Origin of the sequence: Dellaglioa kimchii, assembly GCF_046115505.1 — a bacterium.
Classification (GTDB): domain Bacteria; phylum Bacillota; class Bacilli; order Lactobacillales; family Lactobacillaceae; genus Dellaglioa; species Dellaglioa kimchii.
The window spans coordinates 612583-629924 of record NZ_CP170736.1; the positions used below are offsets into that span (position 1 = coordinate 612583).

18 protein-coding genes and 1 pseudogene are annotated in these 17342 nt (G+C 33.0%); 2 read left to right on the forward strand and 17 right to left on the reverse strand.

Features of this window, described 5'->3' with window-relative positions; translation table 11 throughout:
- Window positions 1–14 precede the first annotated feature (14 nt).
- The 7 genes from ACE83Q_RS02990 to ACE83Q_RS03020 all read right to left on the reverse strand — a co-directional run bounded on the left by ACE83Q_RS02990 (window position 15) and on the right by ACE83Q_RS03020 (window position 6780).
- Complete coding sequence (locus tag ACE83Q_RS02990; RefSeq protein ID WP_409022648.1) at window positions 15–947, reverse strand: hypothetical protein; 933 nt, start codon at window positions 945–947, stop codon at window positions 15–17.
- Entirely contained in the window at window positions 947–1831 is an 885-nt protein-coding gene (locus ACE83Q_RS02995) for an exonuclease SbcC (protein WP_409022649.1), read from the reverse strand. The genes ACE83Q_RS02990 and ACE83Q_RS02995 overlap by 1 nt, the downstream gene beginning before the upstream one ends.
- A gap of 151 nt (window positions 1832–1982) precedes the next feature.
- On the reverse strand, window positions 1983–3326 hold the full coding sequence (glnA, locus tag ACE83Q_RS03000) for a type I glutamate--ammonia ligase (protein WP_409022650.1): 1344 nt from the start codon (window positions 3324–3326) through the stop codon (window positions 1983–1985).
- Window positions 3327–3351: 25 nt separating this feature from the next.
- Window positions 3352–3741, reverse strand: a complete 390-nt coding sequence (locus ACE83Q_RS03005) for a MerR family transcriptional regulator (protein WP_409022651.1) — start codon at window positions 3739–3741, stop codon at window positions 3352–3354.
- Between the two features lie 100 nt (window positions 3742–3841).
- Window positions 3842–5095, reverse strand: coding sequence for an aminotransferase class I/II-fold pyridoxal phosphate-dependent enzyme (locus tag ACE83Q_RS03010; RefSeq protein WP_409022652.1), 1254 nt, complete (start codon window positions 5093–5095; stop codon window positions 3842–3844).
- Between the two features lie 12 nt (window positions 5096–5107).
- Window positions 5108–6040, reverse strand: coding sequence for a tRNA (adenosine(37)-N6)-dimethylallyltransferase MiaA (miaA, locus tag ACE83Q_RS03015; protein WP_409022653.1), 933 nt, complete (start codon window positions 6038–6040; stop codon window positions 5108–5110).
- 2 nt (window positions 6041–6042) lie between these two features.
- Window positions 6043–6780 carry a glycerophosphodiester phosphodiesterase gene (locus ACE83Q_RS03020; protein ID WP_409022654.1) on the reverse strand — a complete coding sequence of 246 codons (738 nt, stop codon included), beginning with the start codon at window positions 6778–6780 and terminating at the stop codon, window positions 6043–6045.
- A 126-nt stretch (window positions 6781–6906) separates the two neighbouring features.
- Between ACE83Q_RS03020 and ACE83Q_RS03025 the strand changes: the two genes are divergently transcribed.
- Window positions 6907–7083: a DUF3042 family protein gene (locus ACE83Q_RS03025; protein WP_409022655.1), complete on the forward strand. Its 177-nt coding sequence runs from the start codon at window positions 6907–6909 to the stop codon at window positions 7081–7083.
- A 47-nt stretch (window positions 7084–7130) separates the two neighbouring features.
- On the opposite strand, the gene ACE83Q_RS03030 is transcribed toward ACE83Q_RS03025, so the two are convergent.
- The 7 genes and pseudogenes from ACE83Q_RS03030 to ACE83Q_RS03060 form a co-directional block, all read right to left on the reverse strand.
- Window positions 7131–7538: a rhodanese-like domain-containing protein gene (locus ACE83Q_RS03030; RefSeq protein WP_409022656.1), complete on the reverse strand. Its 408-nt coding sequence runs from the start codon at window positions 7536–7538 to the stop codon at window positions 7131–7133.
- Window positions 7539–7558: 20 nt separating this feature from the next.
- Complete coding sequence (locus ACE83Q_RS03035; RefSeq protein WP_409022801.1) at window positions 7559–8524, reverse strand: ROK family glucokinase; 966 nt, start codon at window positions 8522–8524, stop codon at window positions 7559–7561.
- A gap of 31 nt (window positions 8525–8555) precedes the next feature.
- Complete coding sequence (locus ACE83Q_RS03040; protein ID WP_409022657.1) at window positions 8556–8756, reverse strand: YqgQ family protein; 201 nt, start codon at window positions 8754–8756, stop codon at window positions 8556–8558.
- A 20-nt stretch (window positions 8757–8776) separates the two neighbouring features.
- The gene (locus ACE83Q_RS03045) at window positions 8777–9451 is read right to left on the reverse strand and encodes a rhomboid family intramembrane serine protease (protein WP_409022658.1); all 675 of its coding nucleotides are present in this window, start codon (window positions 9449–9451) and stop codon (window positions 8777–8779) included.
- Window positions 9452–9562: 111 nt separating this feature from the next.
- Window positions 9563–9712, reverse strand: coding sequence for a 50S ribosomal protein L33 (gene rpmG / locus ACE83Q_RS03050; protein ID WP_057973409.1), 150 nt, complete (start codon window positions 9710–9712; stop codon window positions 9563–9565).
- 167 nt (window positions 9713–9879) lie between these two features.
- On the reverse strand, window positions 9880–10953 hold the full coding sequence (locus ACE83Q_RS03055; protein WP_409022802.1) for a penicillin-binding transpeptidase domain-containing protein: 1074 nt from the start codon (window positions 10951–10953) through the stop codon (window positions 9880–9882).
- Between the two features lie 108 nt (window positions 10954–11061).
- Window positions 11062–11955, reverse strand: a pseudogene (locus ACE83Q_RS03060) (penicillin-binding protein 2); the annotation flags it as partial.
- 235 nt (window positions 11956–12190) lie between these two features.
- On the opposite strand from ACE83Q_RS03060, the gene ACE83Q_RS03065 reads away from it, so the two are divergent.
- Window positions 12191–14827 carry a YfhO family protein gene (locus tag ACE83Q_RS03065; protein ID WP_409022659.1) on the forward strand — a complete coding sequence of 879 codons (2637 nt, stop codon included), beginning with the start codon at window positions 12191–12193 and terminating at the stop codon, window positions 14825–14827.
- Between the two features lie 49 nt (window positions 14828–14876).
- Here ACE83Q_RS03065 and ACE83Q_RS03070 read toward each other — a convergent pair whose 3' ends face one another.
- From ACE83Q_RS03070 to mltG, 3 genes are all read right to left on the reverse strand, one after another.
- A complete protein-coding gene (locus ACE83Q_RS03070; RefSeq protein WP_409022660.1) occupies window positions 14877–15545 on the reverse strand; it encodes a potassium channel family protein in 669 nt (222 codons plus the stop codon).
- Between the two features lie 77 nt (window positions 15546–15622).
- The gene (gene greA, locus ACE83Q_RS03075) at window positions 15623–16105 is read right to left on the reverse strand and encodes a transcription elongation factor GreA (RefSeq protein ID WP_409022661.1); all 483 of its coding nucleotides are present in this window, start codon (window positions 16103–16105) and stop codon (window positions 15623–15625) included.
- 83 nt (window positions 16106–16188) lie between these two features.
- Complete coding sequence (mltG, locus tag ACE83Q_RS03080; RefSeq protein ID WP_409022662.1) at window positions 16189–17325, reverse strand: endolytic transglycosylase MltG; 1137 nt, start codon at window positions 17323–17325, stop codon at window positions 16189–16191.
- Window positions 17326–17342: the final 17 nt, after the last annotated feature.

Here is a 17342-nt window from a genome sequence, read left to right on the forward strand (position 1 = left end):
CAGACTTGTTTTTATTATTTAAAAATCAAGGGATCTGATTTAATACTTAATTCATTTATATTATTCAAGTACCAATTTCTAATGAAAGGTTCATTCAACAAAATATCAAACCATGAAATTTCTTGGGCAGCATCCATAACAGTAATAACCCATTTTTCATTATCACTTTCACCCATTTGTTGTTGATCATAAATTGTTATTTCAGATTTAGCTAATTTTAAAACAGCACTATTATTTGCGCCCGCCTCAACCATTAACTCATTTTCTGAAGCAAGTACGAATAATTCATCGATAACACTTCGTTTAAGTACATCTTCAGACAATTCGTATCTTGCTGGATTACCTGAATCCAGTAGATTAAGATCAACGCTAAATCCATAATCTTCTTTTAAATACGTTGCAAAGTCAATTAACATCATTTCAAGATATTTAATCGATTTTGCGTCTAATTTTTCCAAGTAACTAACAATTAAGACATTTGTAATAGCTGTACTATTAATTCGAATCATTCTTTTACGTAAATTTAAATAAAATAAAGATTCTCCTGATTCTTGTGCAACATAATAAGCGCCATCATTATCATCAATTTTAAAGGAAAAACTATCTACAACATTAATCCCAGGTATTTCATGGACAAGTGCTTTTCTAGGCTCTGAGAAGTGTAAAATAGCCGTTTCATTATCATGCAAGTCCATTAAACGGTTAAAGAAGAGTAAACAATAATCTGCCGCACTATATTTTTGCGGGAATGTTAAATAATTAGTATCAAGTTGATAACCCATCAAACTCATTGCAGCATCAATCAACTCAACTTTATCTTGAGTATTCATTAAAACATCTAATGTTTCCGTAAATTTAATCCCATTGTTCAGACTTAATTTAATTTGTTCATTAAAGTTTACCAAACGTGATTTTGTAGAAACTAACTGCTTTTCTTTTTCAGCCATTATTCAGTCACCTGTCCTTTTTGACTAATTAAGTGAGATAAATAATTGTAATATAAGGCATCATTTTGTTTAGTGAATTTTTCAAAATCACCAAATATACCAATAATACTTTGTCTTTCATAACCAATCAACGTATCTTCTTTGGCTAAACTTAAAACATCAGTCTCACTTGATTTGATATCTTGATATGCGCTGCTGGCCTTTTCATCCATCTCAGTTAACTCTGTTAATCTTTCTTTTAACACGCGACGTTCTTCACGAATACGTCCAGCATCCCAAGGACGCCCTTTTTCTTGTGAATTACGTTTCATATCTTCGCGAATTTTGTCTTTTTCAGCATCACGTTCATCCTGAGAATCAACTAATTCTTGACGCTCTTTATTTTTAATTGAAATTTGATTAATTTTATCTGTATTAACACGTTTATTCGTTTCTTCCAATTCAAAAGACTTAGCTAATTTAGCTAGTTCTTCTTCATCAAATTTAAATTCAACATTTAAAACGTCTAAATAGCCAAATTCTTTTCGATCCCACCAATTACCAAAATGAATTTTGAATTTTCCAACTTCCATTTCTTCAAAATAGAAGAATGGATACGTATCACGTAAATATGAGATAAGTTTCAAACTTAAATATTGTTGAATTTGTGGATAATCTTTAATGACCAACTCTTCTTGAATGGCCGTTTCCGAAACGCTTCTTTTCTTTAACAATAGTTGTGCGTAACGAGATTGGTTAATGAGTTGATAAACTAATCGATCATCTTCTTGTTTAATCGCCTCTCTAAGTTGATTTAAGTACTCAACTTTTTTAGAAAGTGTGCGTTCGATATTGTTTGTAGCTTCACTGTGATCCGATAAATTAAATTGATTGTCTTTTATCATAGTTTACCCCTTATTCATATTTAATGATTATTTTTTTTACTATGTATTATGATTTTTCTTTGCATAATCAAAAAAACTAAAACAATTTTACTTGTCTTAGTTTCATTATCAATCATTTAGTTAGTCATTTCAAACCTTTATTACACTTTTTTTAATAAAGTTCTAAATATTGATCTCTTTCCCATTCAGAAACTTCTTGACGGTAAGCAGCCCATTCTAATTTTTTGGCTTCAATAAAGCTTGGATATAAATGAGGACCCATTGCTTTTTCCATGATATCATCTTTTTCCAATGCTTTAATGGCATTGTGTAGTGTCGATGGTAAATCACTAATATGATTATCTTGGCGTTCTTGACGGTTCATTACGTAAATGTTTCTATCAACAGATGCAGGTGGTACAACTTTATTTCTAAGTCCATCAAGTCCTGCTTCTAAAATAGCAGCAATGACAAGATAAGGATTAGCAGTTGCATCAACACTTCTTAACTCTAATCGAGTTGATAACCCACGAGCCATTGGTACACGAACTAATGGCGAACGGTTACGTCCAGACCAAGCAACATACACTGGTGCCTCAAAGCCAGGAACAAGACGTTTGTATGAATTGACTGTTGGATTAGTAATCGCTGTGTAACCACGTGCATGTTGTAATAAGCCACCTAAGAAGTGGTAGGCATCTTCAGATAATTGCATTTTGTCTTTTTCATCAAAGAATGCATTACCATCTTTATGGAATAATGACATATTAATATGCATCCCTGAACCATTAATACCATTCAATGGTTTTGGCATAAATGTCGCATGTAACCCATGTTTTCTAGCTACCGTTTTAACGACTAATTTAAATGTTTGGATGTTATCGCAGGCTTGTAAAGCATCTGCGTATTTAAAATCAATTTCATGTTGGCCAGGTGCTACTTCATGATGAGAAGCTTCAACATCAAAACCCATGTTTTCAAGTTCTAACACGATATCTCGACGACAATTTTCACCTAAATCAACTGGTGCTAAATCGAAATAGCTACCTTTATCGTTTAATTGTGTTGTAGGTTTTCCCGTTATAGGGTCTAATTTAAATAAGAAAAATTCTGGTTCAGGTCCAATATTAAATTCAGTAAACCCTAAATCATTCATTTCTTTTAAGACACGGATAAGGTTATTTCTTGGATCACCTTGGAATGGTTTACGTTCAGCGTTATAAACTTCACAAATAATACGCGCAATTTTCCCATGTTCATGTTCCCATGGGAAAATCATCCAAGTTGATAAATCTGGGTATAAGTACATATCACTTTCTTCGATTCGAACGAATCCGTCGATTGAAGAACCATCGAACATTAATTTGTTTTCTAATAATTTGTCTAGTTGGCTAATCGGAACTTCCACGTTCTTAATAATTCCGAATAAATCTGTAAACATAAGTCTTAAAAATTTAACGTTCTCTTTTTTTGCCATTGTAACAATGTCATCTTTAGTGTATGCAGCTTTTGCCATTTTATCTCTCCTCAGTATTTATAATTTATAGAAGCTTGTTTGTGTTGAAAGAAGGATCGTCAGGATTTTTAAGTCCACTAACTGAGAGAAATTCATTTTGAAAAATATGTCTAACATCATTATCTGTCAAAGGCTTTTCTAATAATTTGCGTTGTTTTTTAGCCTGTGCTTCTTTTTCAAAATAAATTTCTTTAATACCAACCATATTCATGCCTTCATCTAAATAATCTTTAATTTCAAATAACTTATCAATATCATTCAGTGAGTACATTCTGCGATTACCATCATTTCTTTGGGGCATAATTAACTCCTGCTCCTCATAATAACGAATTTGACGAGCCGTTAAGTCCGTTAATTTCATTACCGTTCCAATTGGTAATACCGCTAATGATCGTCTGAGTTCCTTCTCTTTCATAAACAAGCCTCCTTTTTAATTACACCCTTATAGTAACAAGGAAATAAATGACTGTCAACGTACAATGTTAGATTTTATAACATAGCTTATAAACGATTGTTTAATAGAATGTTTTCTCAACCGCAGCTGTAACTGCTAACTTAACATGAGCATACGTTAATCCACCCTGAACATAAAGCGTATAAGGTTCTCTTATTGGACCATCAGCTGACAATTCGACACTAGCACCTTCAACAAAAGTTCCCGCAGCCATAATGACTTTATCTTCATAACCAGCCATATCACTTGGCTTTGGTTCAACATATGCATCAACGGGAGATTCACGTTGGATAGCTTGAGCAAATTTAACCATTGGTTCTGGTTTACCAAAGTTAACCGTTTGAATGAGATCAGTTCTCGGTGCATCCCATTTTGGTGACACATCTAATCCCATTTTTTCAAGTAATGCACTCGTATAGATAGCACCTTTAATTGCCTCACCTGTTACATGAGGTGCTAAAAAGAACCCTTGAATAAAATCTCTCATAACGTTTAAAGTAGCGCCCTCTTCATTACCAGTACCAGGTGTTGTTAGGCGGTAACCTGCTTTTTCAATTAAATCAGCACGTCCAACGATGTAACCACCCGTTTTAGCTAAACCACCACCAGCATTTTTAATTAGTGACCCTGACATAATATCAGCACCTACCTCTGTTGGTTCAATTGTTTCAGAAAATTCGCCATAACAGTTATCGATAAAAATAATCACATCTTTTGAAATTTTACGAACTTCTTTAATTATTTCAGCAATTTCAGATACCATAAAACTATCTCTAGTTGCATACCCACGAGAACGTTGGATTGCAACAACTTTAACCTTATCCGTTAACTTTTCTTTTAAACCATTAGAATCCATATGATTGTCAGCCGTTAATGGGACGTAATCAAACCCGATACCATATTCTTTCATTGAACCAATACCCGTTCCAGAAATACCAATAACTTCCTGAATCGTATCGTATGGCATCCCCGTAATATATAATAAATCATCCCCAGGTCGTAACATGCCAAAAAGGGCTGTTGAAATTGAATGGGTTCCTGAAACAATTTGTGGTCTCACCATTGCCGCCTCTGTTTTAAAAACATCCGCATAAATACGATCAAGTCCATCACGGCCAATATCATCGTATCCATATCCTGTTGATCCGGCAAAATATGTTTCAGAAACATTATTTTTCTTAAAAGCTTCCAAGACTTTTTGTTGGTTAAACAAAACCTGTTCATCAATTTCTTTTAGTCTTGGTTCAATTTGAGTATCAACTTCTCCTACAACGTTTGCTAACTCCTGTGATAAATTATCTGTCCATTTTTGCATATATTCTTCTCCTTATGACTTTTGTCCTTTTAACCAATCCACTATTTGTGTTTCTATTTTGCTTAGTTGTTCCGGATGCTCGATTAAATCAAACCAGTTAACTGCCATTTTATTTCTAAACCAAGTTAATTGACGTTTTGCATAACGTCTTGAGTTGCGTTTTATTAACTCTGTTGCTTCATCAAGTGATTGTTTTTCTTCAAAATACGCATATAGCTCTTTATATCCAATACCTTTACTAGCTGGTAAATCATTGATTTTTTGGTTAAAAAGCCATTTTGCCTCATCAATCAGCCCAGATTCAATCATAAGGTCAACTCGACGATTAATCCGATTATATAGCACTGACCTATCAGTCGATAACCCAATAATAAAGGGGTCAAATTCATCCGTTTTTTGATCCGCTTGCGCCGAAAACAATTGATTTGATTTTTGAATAACCTCTAATGCCCTGATAACTCGTAGTGTATTATTAACTGGAATTTTTAATGCTGCATTTGGATCTAAGCTTTCTAATTCTTGCCAAAGTGCCTCAGGACCGATTTTTTCAGCACGTTCTTGTAATTCTTTTCTAAGATTTAAATCGTCGTCATTATCTGTTCCCAATTGAAAATTATCAAGTAATGCCTGTAAATAAAATCCGGTCCCACCAACAATTATTGGTAATTTACCTCTAGAGGCGATATCACTAATTGCTGCGCGACTTTCTGCTGTAAAATCAGCGACTGAATAGCGTTCATCACTATTCTTGTGATTAATTAAATAATGTGGGATTCCATCCATCTCATCTTCTGTAATTTTAGCCGTTCCTATATCTAATTTCCGGTAAACTTGCATAGAATCGCCTGAAATAATCTCACCATTAAATTTTTTTGCTAATTTTATCGATAAATCAGTTTTACCAACTGCAGTTGGCCCAACAATTAACAATACTTTTTGCGTCATTTTTAATCTCCTTGAATATCTTTTCGTACTTCTATTGCTTTTGCAGGATAATCTGTAAAAATGGCATCATATTTCTTTTTAAAACAGTAAGTCATATCTTTAACCGAATTAACTGTCCAAGGGCGAATCAATAGCTTCGGCCAAAATAATCCATGTCGTTCTCTCAACCACGTCACATCAGGGTGTAAGCTAGTAATTAAATGATGCTTAGCCAATTGACGCGACTCTTTAATTTTAAATTGGAATAAACTTGCAAATTCTGCATCAGGATTAATTTTTTGCATTCTACGAATTGAGTTTGGATTAAAACTAGAATACAAAAGATGAATATCTGACGGTAATTGTTCCATTTGTTTGTCTACAAGTTCTTCTATACCATGATATTCTATATGATTCGTTTTTAATTCTAAATTAAAAGTACCTTTAAAGTTGTTATCTTTTAACAACTCAATTACTTCTTTTAATGTTGGAATTTGTTCACCTTGATAGTCAGGACTGAATTTAATTCCTGCATCTGCTTTTTTTAATTCCGCTAGTGTCAGATTGACTACCTTACCTGTTAAATTTGTGGTCCTATCAATTTTTTCATCATGCATAATGATTAGTTCACCATCTTTAGACAACTGAACATCAGTCTCAATACCATCAGCTCCTGCATCTATTGCGGACTGAAAACTAACTAATGTATTTTCTGGTCTGGTTCCCTTACTTCCGCGATGCGCATAAATTTTGGTCTGCATATACAAGTCACCCCTAACTTTCAAAAATTATTATATCATTAATCGTAAAATAGCGGTGCTTTTAGTGGCAATTTTAGATTGAATAAGTCATAATAAAGATGTCAAATGAATAAGGAGGTCTACATAATGAAAAACTTTTCAAAAGGTTTCTTAGTCGGAACTGCCGCAACTGTAGGCGCATTAGTTGGTAGCGTCTTTGCCTTTAAAAAAACTGTTGTTGCACCCATCGAAGAAAAAGAACAAATGATTGAAGAAAACCGTAAACGTGCAACTCGTAAGAGCCGTTCATCACACCATTCATAAACTAATAAAAGCATTGAAGAATTTTCATTCTTCAATGCTTTTTCTTTTTAACGTTTTTTTGTTCTACCATCCCATTTTGAAAATCCTGTTTTCAAAATAGTAATATCTGTGTAGCCTTGTTTGTGTAATTTATAGGCTGCTCGAGTACTAATTGATTTGCCTTGATCATACAAGTAAAGAGGTAGATCTTTTCTTAAACCACCAATCGCTGTTTTAAATTGAGAATAGGGAATATTTCTTGCTCCCATAATATGAGAAGCATCAAATTCACTTTTTTCACGTAAATCAACAACTTGTGCCTTACGCATACCTTCATTAAATTCTTCATTTGTCACTAATTTAGCTGCGCGGCGACCCATATACCAAAGATAAAATTGGTTACCAGCCAAGCCAACTAAAATAATAATCAAAACGATATTAATAATTAAACTAACTTTCACTGCTCCTAAAATCATACTAGTTCTCCCCTCAATTATTATTTAATAAACTGACGAGCAAGTGAAGCGGCACCAATAACGCCAGCTTCATTTCCTAATTGTGCTAATTTTAATGATGTTGATGAACGAACTGTTGGGAATGAAAATTGTTTAAAGTATTTAGTAACTTGATCTAATAGGAACGTTCCAGCAGCAGAAACACCACCGCCGATAACAATATATGCTGGATTTAACATATTACCTAAGTTACCACAAGCTAGTCCAAGATAATATGATACCTTATCAACGACCATTTTACCTAAAACATCATTCTCTTTAGCTAAATCAAAAACTAATTTAGATGTAATTTCTTGTCCATCATCTAACATTTCTTTTAATTTTGATTGGCCAGCAAACTCTTCAGCCATATCACGAGCTACACGTACAACACCAGTAGCTGAAGCATATTGTTCTAAACAACCATGCTTACCACAAGTACACATGTAGCCATTAGGTTCAACTGTAATATGGCCAACTTCGCCACCAGCACCAGCAACACCATGTAATAATGCACCATTGGCAATAATACCGCCACCAACACCAGTTCCAAGCGTGATGAAGGCAACTTCATCATCATTTTCGCCAGCGCCTTTCCAACGTTCACCTAAAGCAGCAACGTTGGCATCATTATCAATAGCAAACGGAATTTGTGTACCGGCTTCAATATCTGCTTGAACATTTTGTAATGTTTTCCAGTTCAAATTATATGCACCAATAACAGTTCCATCTGCACGATTTACTGTACCTGGTGAACCCATACCGATTCCAACAAATTGATCAGCAGTCATATCAAATAGTCTGATGTGGTGATTAATTGAGGCAATGATATCTGGCACAATATGTGAGCCTTCATCAAGAACGTTTGTTTCAATACTCCATTTTTGTTGAATATCGCCTGTTTCAGTTAGGATAGCGAATTTAACTGTTGTGCCACCTAAGTCGACACCAATTAATTTTTTTTCAATTACCATTATTCAAATTCCTCCACTTACATTCTCAATTATTTTGTTCTTCAACTCGATGTTCATGAGATAGTACAATTTTAGCTCTAGCATAGATTTTGTCATCAATCACTCCTGATCGATGTAAATTATCTAATTCCAATGCCATTAATTCAATATCCCACATACGTTTACCAACATAAACGTACACACCGAATTGTTTCAATAGTTGTTGGACGTCATACAAATTTTTCAATTAACGGTCACCGCCTTAAACTAGATACTATTAGAAATTCCAATTTTAATCAGAATTAAATTGATAATAATTAAAATAACGAATGCAGCTATCTGTTTAATATGACTGATTCGCGCCAATCTTGGTGCGCCTACAGTCGTTGCGATTAAGAATCCAGATAAAATACCGCCAATATGAGCTGCATTATCTGTACTTGACGACATAAAACCAAACGCAAGATTTAACACAATGAATAGTAAAAATTGTTGCGACATTTGTCTAAAATAGGCACTTTCTCTAAAATTATCACCTAACATTAGGAATGCCCCAAATAAACCAAAAATAGCACCACTAGCGCCTGCCGAAATAGTATCTGGACTGAACGTAAAACTTGCAATATTGCCAGCAATTCCAGCAAGTAAATAAATGCCCGTAAAACGCCAATGACCAAATAACATCTCGATTTGGATACCAATAAAATACAATGTAACCATATTAAGGACAATATGTTCAAATCCAATATGTAAAAATATGGGATTAAATAATCGCCACCACTCGCCGTCCATGATCAGTGGATTATATTTAGCGCCAAATTCAATTAATACATTTGTGTCCTGACTACCACCAGCAAGTGTCATTGCGATGAAAACAATTGCTGATAATCCAATAAAAAAGTACGTCATAAATGGTGTATTTTTGTATTTTGCCAAATTCATAGAATAGCTCCTTATTTCATATAAAAATTTACAAAATAACGTTTACAAGATTTTATTTCAACTAGTATAAAAGTTATTTAAAACAAAAAAACAACAGGAAAATTCCCGTTGTTATTTTGTTTCGCGATGTAAAGTAACCTTACGATCACGTGGGCAAAATTTATTAAGCTCAACACGATCTGGATTATTACGTTTGTTTTTACTTGATAGGTATGTCCGTTCATGACATTCCGTACATTCTAATGTAATGTGTACACGCATGGTTGCAACCCTCCATATATTTCTTCATAATTTCATAAGACAATTAGTCTTTAACGTCTTATATAATATCATTATTAATAAGTAAACGCTAGTGTTTTTTTTTATTTGTTAAGGAAATTTACTTTACAGCAATAAAATCAGGTATTAGATGACTTATTTACTTAATATTATTTATCAGATTCAACTGTTTTCCAAAATGCTGAGTAAATTGAAACTGCCGCCTGACCATTCACAGCACTACCTGTATTATTAGCCATCCCAGGGAAAACGAGTGCAACAACCACTTTAGGCTTGTTAGAAGGTGCATACGAAGCTAGACTAAGTGCTTCAGTTTCAGATGTTCCATAGAATGTTTGAGCAGTACCTGTTTTAGCTGAAATTGATGGTGTTACATCACTCATCGCATTCCCAGTTCTCAATGAACTTGATCCATGAACAACCTTATAAAATCCTGATTGAACAACATCAAATTCTGATTTTGTTGCATTGACTGTACTTAAAATATTAGGTGTCATTTCAGTTTGAACTGAACCTAAAGAACCATCCTCATTTGTTGAACGAATCGCTTTTACAATTTGTGGTTGTAATCTTGTACCACCATTAGCCATTGTTGACATGTATTGCGCTAATTGAATAGTTGTATATGAATCATAATTTCCGAAAGATAAATCAAGTGCTTTACCAATATTTGTTTGGTTAGCCACACCTTCAAATCCAGTTGACTCACCAGGTAAATCAACACCTGTTTTGATACCAAGTCCAAATTGATTAAAGTAACCACGCATTTTTGGGAAAATCGAGTTCGACATATCCAGTGAAGACCCACTTGAATATTTAAATCCGCCTTCTCTCATTGCTAATTGCATCATGTATGAGTTAGAAGAAACCATTAATGCATCGGAAGCCGTTAATGCAACGTTAGCTGAACCAGATGTATTAAACCATGATGCCTTAGGAGCTGTTCCAGCAAGCTTAATAGGTTCATCAGTTATAGTATTGCTAGTTGGTGTAATTGCCCCATCCATCATAGCTCCCATAACCGTAGCACCTTTTACAACGGAACCCATGGTGAACACCTGATTAATTGATCCTAAAGCATCATCTGTAATCTTACCTGTTTTAATATTTCGATTAACACCAGCCATTGCATAAACGGCACCCGTATTCGGGTTCATGACAACTGCGTAGGCCCCTGGATTATAAGGATTACTTCCAGCAATGGATTTCACACTATCTTTCATAATCTTTTGAACTTGAGCTTGGAATTTAGCATTAATATTTAAGACGAGATTATCACCTTTTTTACCACTATATTCTTGTACTTGTTTTACTATTTTACTGTTAGCCACTTCAACCTTAGTTTGTGACTTTGTTCCTTTTAAAACATCTTCATATTGTTTTTCTAAATAACTCTGACCAACACTATCATTTCGTGAATAGCCTTCAGTCATTAACGTCTCCACACTATCACTAGGTAGCCCAGTAGCTTCACTAGTGACATTTCCGATGATACTGTTCATACTTTTACCATTTGGGTAACTTCGAGACCAGTTAGTTCCTATTTTAATCCCATTCATCCCTGATAGATGTTCACCTACTTCAGCCATTTCCTTATCGGAAACATCAGAGGTTTTTAAATAAACAGTTGATAATGAATAAGCACCCGTCATTTTTCCAAAAACAGTAGCAGCTTCTTTTTCTTCATCAGTTAATGAATCAATGTTATTTTTAACAGCATATGCTACTGTCAATGTATTAAAATCAGTACTTGATAATTTATTTAACTCAGCAGACGTTAATTTTTTTTCTTTTTTTACAGCAGCTGTGACAGTTTTCAAATGCTCCTTATCCGCTAAGTAGTAATCAGCTGCGTTACGATCTGTTAATTTACTCGTATCAATACTGACATAGGTTACTAAGTTATTAGCTATCTTATACAAATCAGGCGATAAGATACCTGATCCTTTTGTATAAGTAATTGCTCGTGAAGAATTATTACCAACTAAAACTTTACCTGTTGAGTCATAAACCATCCCACGTTGTACATTCTTAGTTTCTGTTGTCGAATCCGTACTATTAACTGTCGCTTCAAATGAAGCACCGTTTAAAATTTGCAAGTAGGCTAGTTGCGCTAGCAATGCTGCAAAAAGTAAGAAAACAATAAAAAATAGAAAATTTAATCTAAATGGAATATGTGATTTATTTTGTTTGCTTCGACCTTGTTTTGTTTTTGGAAGTTTCACGTTTAATTACCTCTCACTGTATCATTATTAGTCTTTGAATTCGTATAAATATATCATTTACCATATTACCACATTTTTAAGATTCTTTGGACCAATAAACAGGCTAACAATTTATATTATAATAAAAACTTTAATAATCAGATTAAATATAATTTAATCTACTGCTGATTTATGCGGTTAAGTCCCAAATATGCTATTCTTATTACCATACATTAATAGTCAGAGAGGTTTTAAAATGGTTAAGTTTAAAAATTATCTTAAAAAGAATCATGTACTCCTTCTAAGTTTCCTTATTCCTTTATTTATTATGCTTTGTTACTTTATTGGTCGAAAAATGTATCCTTTTGGGAATAGCTCCTTATTAACAGTTGATTTAGGCCAGCAATATATTGATTTTTTCTCTTATTTTAGAGCCACTCTTCTCCATCATCCTACTAGTTTTTTCTATTCATTTTCACAAGCAATTGGTGGTGATATGTTAGGCGAATGGGCTTACTACTTAATGAGTCCTTTTAATCTTATTTTCTTATTATTTCCAGGCAAATCAATTTTAGCAGGTGTTATGATAGTAACCCTTTTAAAATATGCCTTATCAGGCCTTACATTCGGCCTATTATTAAAGAAAACAACAAGAATGAATTCACTTTATATCCCATTATTTGCCACAGCGTATGCGCTAATGGGTTGGACAATTGCTAACCAACTTAATTTATTATGGTTAGATGCTGTTATTCTATTACCTTTAGTTATTTTAGGCTTCGAAAAATTACAGCAGAATACAAAAAGTTGGGCTTATACTTGGTGGCTTGCGTTACTTTTAATTGTGAACTACTACATGGGTTACATGGTCTGCCTTTTTATGATTTTATACTTTCTCTATACAACAAGTCGTGTATCACTGTCAGTTAAACAATTTTTAAAAAAATCATGGGTTTTCATTTATAAATCATTAATTTCTGTAGCAATTTCAGCAACTATTCTCTTTCCAACCTTATTCTCATTACTTTCAAGTAAGGGAGAATACACGGAAGAATCTATCAAAGCAAAAATTGAATATAATCCACTAGCGATGCTTTCAAAATTTGTGATTGGTTCATTCAATTTTGATCAAATGCCTTCTGGTTTCCCTAATATTTTTGTAGGTAGCCTAGCTTTAATTGGTTTTATCTTATATTTCATGAATAACCGTTTTTCAATTAAAGAACGTGTTGTCTCTTTTTTTATCACAAGTTTCTTAATTCTATCGATGTGCTTTGAACCTTTAGATTTACTATGGCACGGGATGCAATTCCCTGTTTGGTATCCTTACCGTTTTTCATTTGTATTTTGCTTTTGGATTATCCTTTTAGCTGCTCAACAATTTGAGTACTTTAATCCTATTAAATTATGGAAATTGAGTATTGTAGGTCTTTTATTCATCGGAATGTTTACGTACTTATTTTTATCAAAAGAATCTTATAGTTATTTATCTGATGAAACTTTATTCTTATCAATTTTATTTATTCTTTTAACTTTAATTTTAATTCAATTTCAAGATCATGCATCACCTTCATTCAAATGGTTGTTATTCGCAAGTGTAATAGCTGAAATGTCATGCAACGCTGTTTATTCATTAGATAATATTAGTTATTTATCTACAAGTGAGTATGACGTGTCAACGACTGCCCTAGCAACTGAAAGTAAATCGTTAAAAAAGATTGATGATTCTTTCTATCGTGTCGCACAAACGTATAGTCGGACTAAAAATGATGCCATGTCAGCTGATTTTTTCAGTGGTTCTCATTTTAGTTCTGCTTTTTCAAAATCAATTCCAACTTTTTACGGTAAGATAGGACAACCTGATGGTGATAATTATGTTACTTACTCAAATGGTACTTTGGTAACAGACGCCCTATTAAATATGAAATACGTTTTTACACCAAAACAAATACGGCCTTCTAAGGCATTAGACACACAATTAGAAGCATTGACACCATTAACTGAAAAACCTGATACAACTTACTACAAACCTATCTCAAATAACTCATTAACTGAAACGGTTAAAAATCCGTATGCTCTATCAATTGGCTATGCAGCAAATGATACTGTCCTGACAAACAAGAATAAAACAACTAACCCATTAAGATATCAGTCTGATTGGTTATCTGCTTTAACCGGTATGAATAACGACGCTTTATTTACACCAATTAATTTTAATACTGTCAATTTTGATAATGTTGGTTCACAAATCAATTTAACAAATTCTATTCTAACAAAAACAAAATTAAACAAATCTGGACTAGTCACTTTCACATATACACCAACAACAAACGATGCTTATTATTTAACCTTAGGATCAGGATTAAGTACTGATAATGTTTTATTTAAATTAAATGGTCACGAATTAAAACAATATAAAACGTATCGAAATACAGTTGTTGTTAATATTGCAGCCAATAATAAAGGTAAAAAAATAGTTCTGACAGCTAAATTAAAGAAAAGAACCCTTTTCTTAGAAAACTTTACGCTTTATCAAATGAATGTTAATTCATTTAAATCCCAAATTAAACAACTAAAGTCTAGTGAATTAAAAGTTACAAACTACAATCAACATTCAATAACTGGTTCAATAATAGTTAAACGTAACCATCAAGTCGTCTTTACAACGATTCCATATAGTAAAGGTTGGCACGTTAAAGTCGATGGTAAGACCGTTTCAACTAATAAGTCATTGAACACCTTTCTCAGCTTTAAAGTTACAAAAGGAAGTCATACCGTTAAACTTATCTATTGGCCACCGTACATGGGTATTGGTTTGATCGTCTCAATTTTATCTATTCTCTTAATACTTATTAAACCAATTGTCGTTCACATAAAAAGATTGATTAAATAGTTTTTGTATAATACAAAAGGACAAGATTGCATATTGCAATCTTGTCCTTTTATTTAGTTTTATTCATTTTTTCATCAAATTCTGTAACAGCCTTCGTTTCACCAATAATCAATACCTGATCGTTTGGTAAAATAACTTGGTCTGCTAATGGTGAAATAATCATTTCTTTACCACGTCTAATACTGATTACATTTAAATTAAAAGTTGATCTGAAATTTAATTCATCTAATGTCTTATTAACATATCTCGGATCTGTCATATCAATTTCAGCAAGTCGATAATCATCATCTAAATCTAAGTAATCCAACAAATGATTAGAACTTAATGCCCTACCCAACTTTATTCCCATATCTCGTTCAGGATGAACAATATGATCAGCTCCAACCTTTTGGAGTACACGAGCGTGATATTTATTCAGTGCCTTAGCCGTTACGACGGGAACACCTAACTCTTTAACCATCAATGTGACTAAGATACTTGCTTGAATATCTTCACCAATAGCGACAATCACATGATCAAAATTACGAATACCGATTGATTTTAAAGCTTCATCATCTTGTGCATCAGCAACAACCGCATGCGTTGCAATATCCATATAATCATTTACACGAGCTTCATCCCTATCAATAACTAAAACTTCTTGCCCATACTCAATCAATGTTTCACAAACACTCGCACCAAATCGACCTAAACCGATAATTGCAAAATTCTTTTTCAACTTATCTCACCTACTTAATTTAATAAAAAAGATTAAGTAACAAATAATTTTGCAACTTAACCTTTTATATTTAGCTTTTATAAATTATCTTTAACATCTGTAATTTTAACGTCAAAATTGCCATTTGGCGTTTCAATTGTTACTGTTTCATTTAATTTATGTCCAACTAATCCTTTAGCGATTGGTGATTCATTTGAAATTTTACCAGACATTGGGTCAGCTTCTGCCGCACCAACAATCGTGTATGTTTCTTCTTCTTCACCAGGTTCCATAAATGAAACTGTTTTACCAACAGAAACTTCATCAGCATCTACGCCAGCGTTATCAATAATTTCTGCATAATGGAGCATATGTTCAATTGTTTTAACTCGGCCTTCAACAAAACTTTGTTCATCTTTAGCTGATTCATATTCTGAATTTTCAGATAAATCGCCATAACTACGTGCAATTTTAATACGATTAATAATTTCTGCACGTGTTTTTGTTTTTAATGTTTCAAGTTCTTCTTCAAGTTTAACTTTACCGTCTACGGTCATTGGATATACTTTATCTTCTGCCATCACTTACTCCTCTTAAAATTAATAAGTTCAATATGCCTATCAGATTAACATTTAATTTTGCGATTGTAAACCGGTTACGTAGATTATTGGACATAATCATTATCGGCCTGCGTCATAGGTGAAAATGCTTGGTAATATTCATATGTTTTAGAATATTCTATTTTTTTAGAATTTGAATTGAAAATAAAATAGAAATTACCTTTCTTTCTGTCCAATGGCTTCAAAACAGCCTGGATAGAATCTAAACTAGCATTGTTAAACGGACCAGGCCCATATCCTTTATAAACGTACAAATTATATGGTTTATCCACGTAATAATCAGCAGTCGTTAAATCTTTTTGCGGTATATTTAACGCATAACTAACTGATATTTTAGATTGTAACGTTATTTCTGCTGCAATTCGATTGAAATAAACACCGGCTATTTTTTGACGATCCTTATGATTTTCCGTCTCTTTTTCAACTAATGAAGCGAGAGACATAACCTCTTGTACTGTTAATTTTTGTTTTTTTATTGTTGCATAATAAGGTGATAATTCATTATTTGCTTTAACAATCATTTGCTCAACAAGATTTTTTAACGTTGTTTTTTTATAAACAGTATACGTAGCTGGGAACAAATAACCTTCTAAAGGATATCTCACGTTTTTAGATGCCATAGTAGCGTCTAAAAGATCTGGATATTTTTTATCTAAGTAATCCAAAAAAGTTTTATTTTTCATTAATTTAATAAAATCATTATATGAAAAACTTGTTTCTTTTGAAATGGATTTACCAATTTGGTTAATTGTTGTTCCCTCACTAACCAATACCTTCGCTAATTTATTTTGTATAGGTTCACTACTTCCACCTTGTTGCAGTGTCCAAGCAATTTTATCCAAACTCATGGATGCCTTAAGTTGGTAGTAGCCGCCCTTAAATTGTGACACCTTTTTTTGTTTGACATAGTACGTATACACCGTACCACTTTTAATAATTTTATTTTTTTCTAAAATTGTTCCAATTTGTTTTGTACTGGATCCAATCGGAATATAAACTTGTTCAATTTTATTATTATTTTTATCTAATGGATCTAAAGACGCCTTGATATATCTATAGGTCATAAACAATATTGTCAGTAGTAATATACATAATAATGCAATGACCCCTGCAATAATTTTCTTAGCCTGGTTTTTATTATTCTCTGGCGGTAATTCTTGAGATATATCATCTTTTTTCATTGTTTAACCTCCTCACG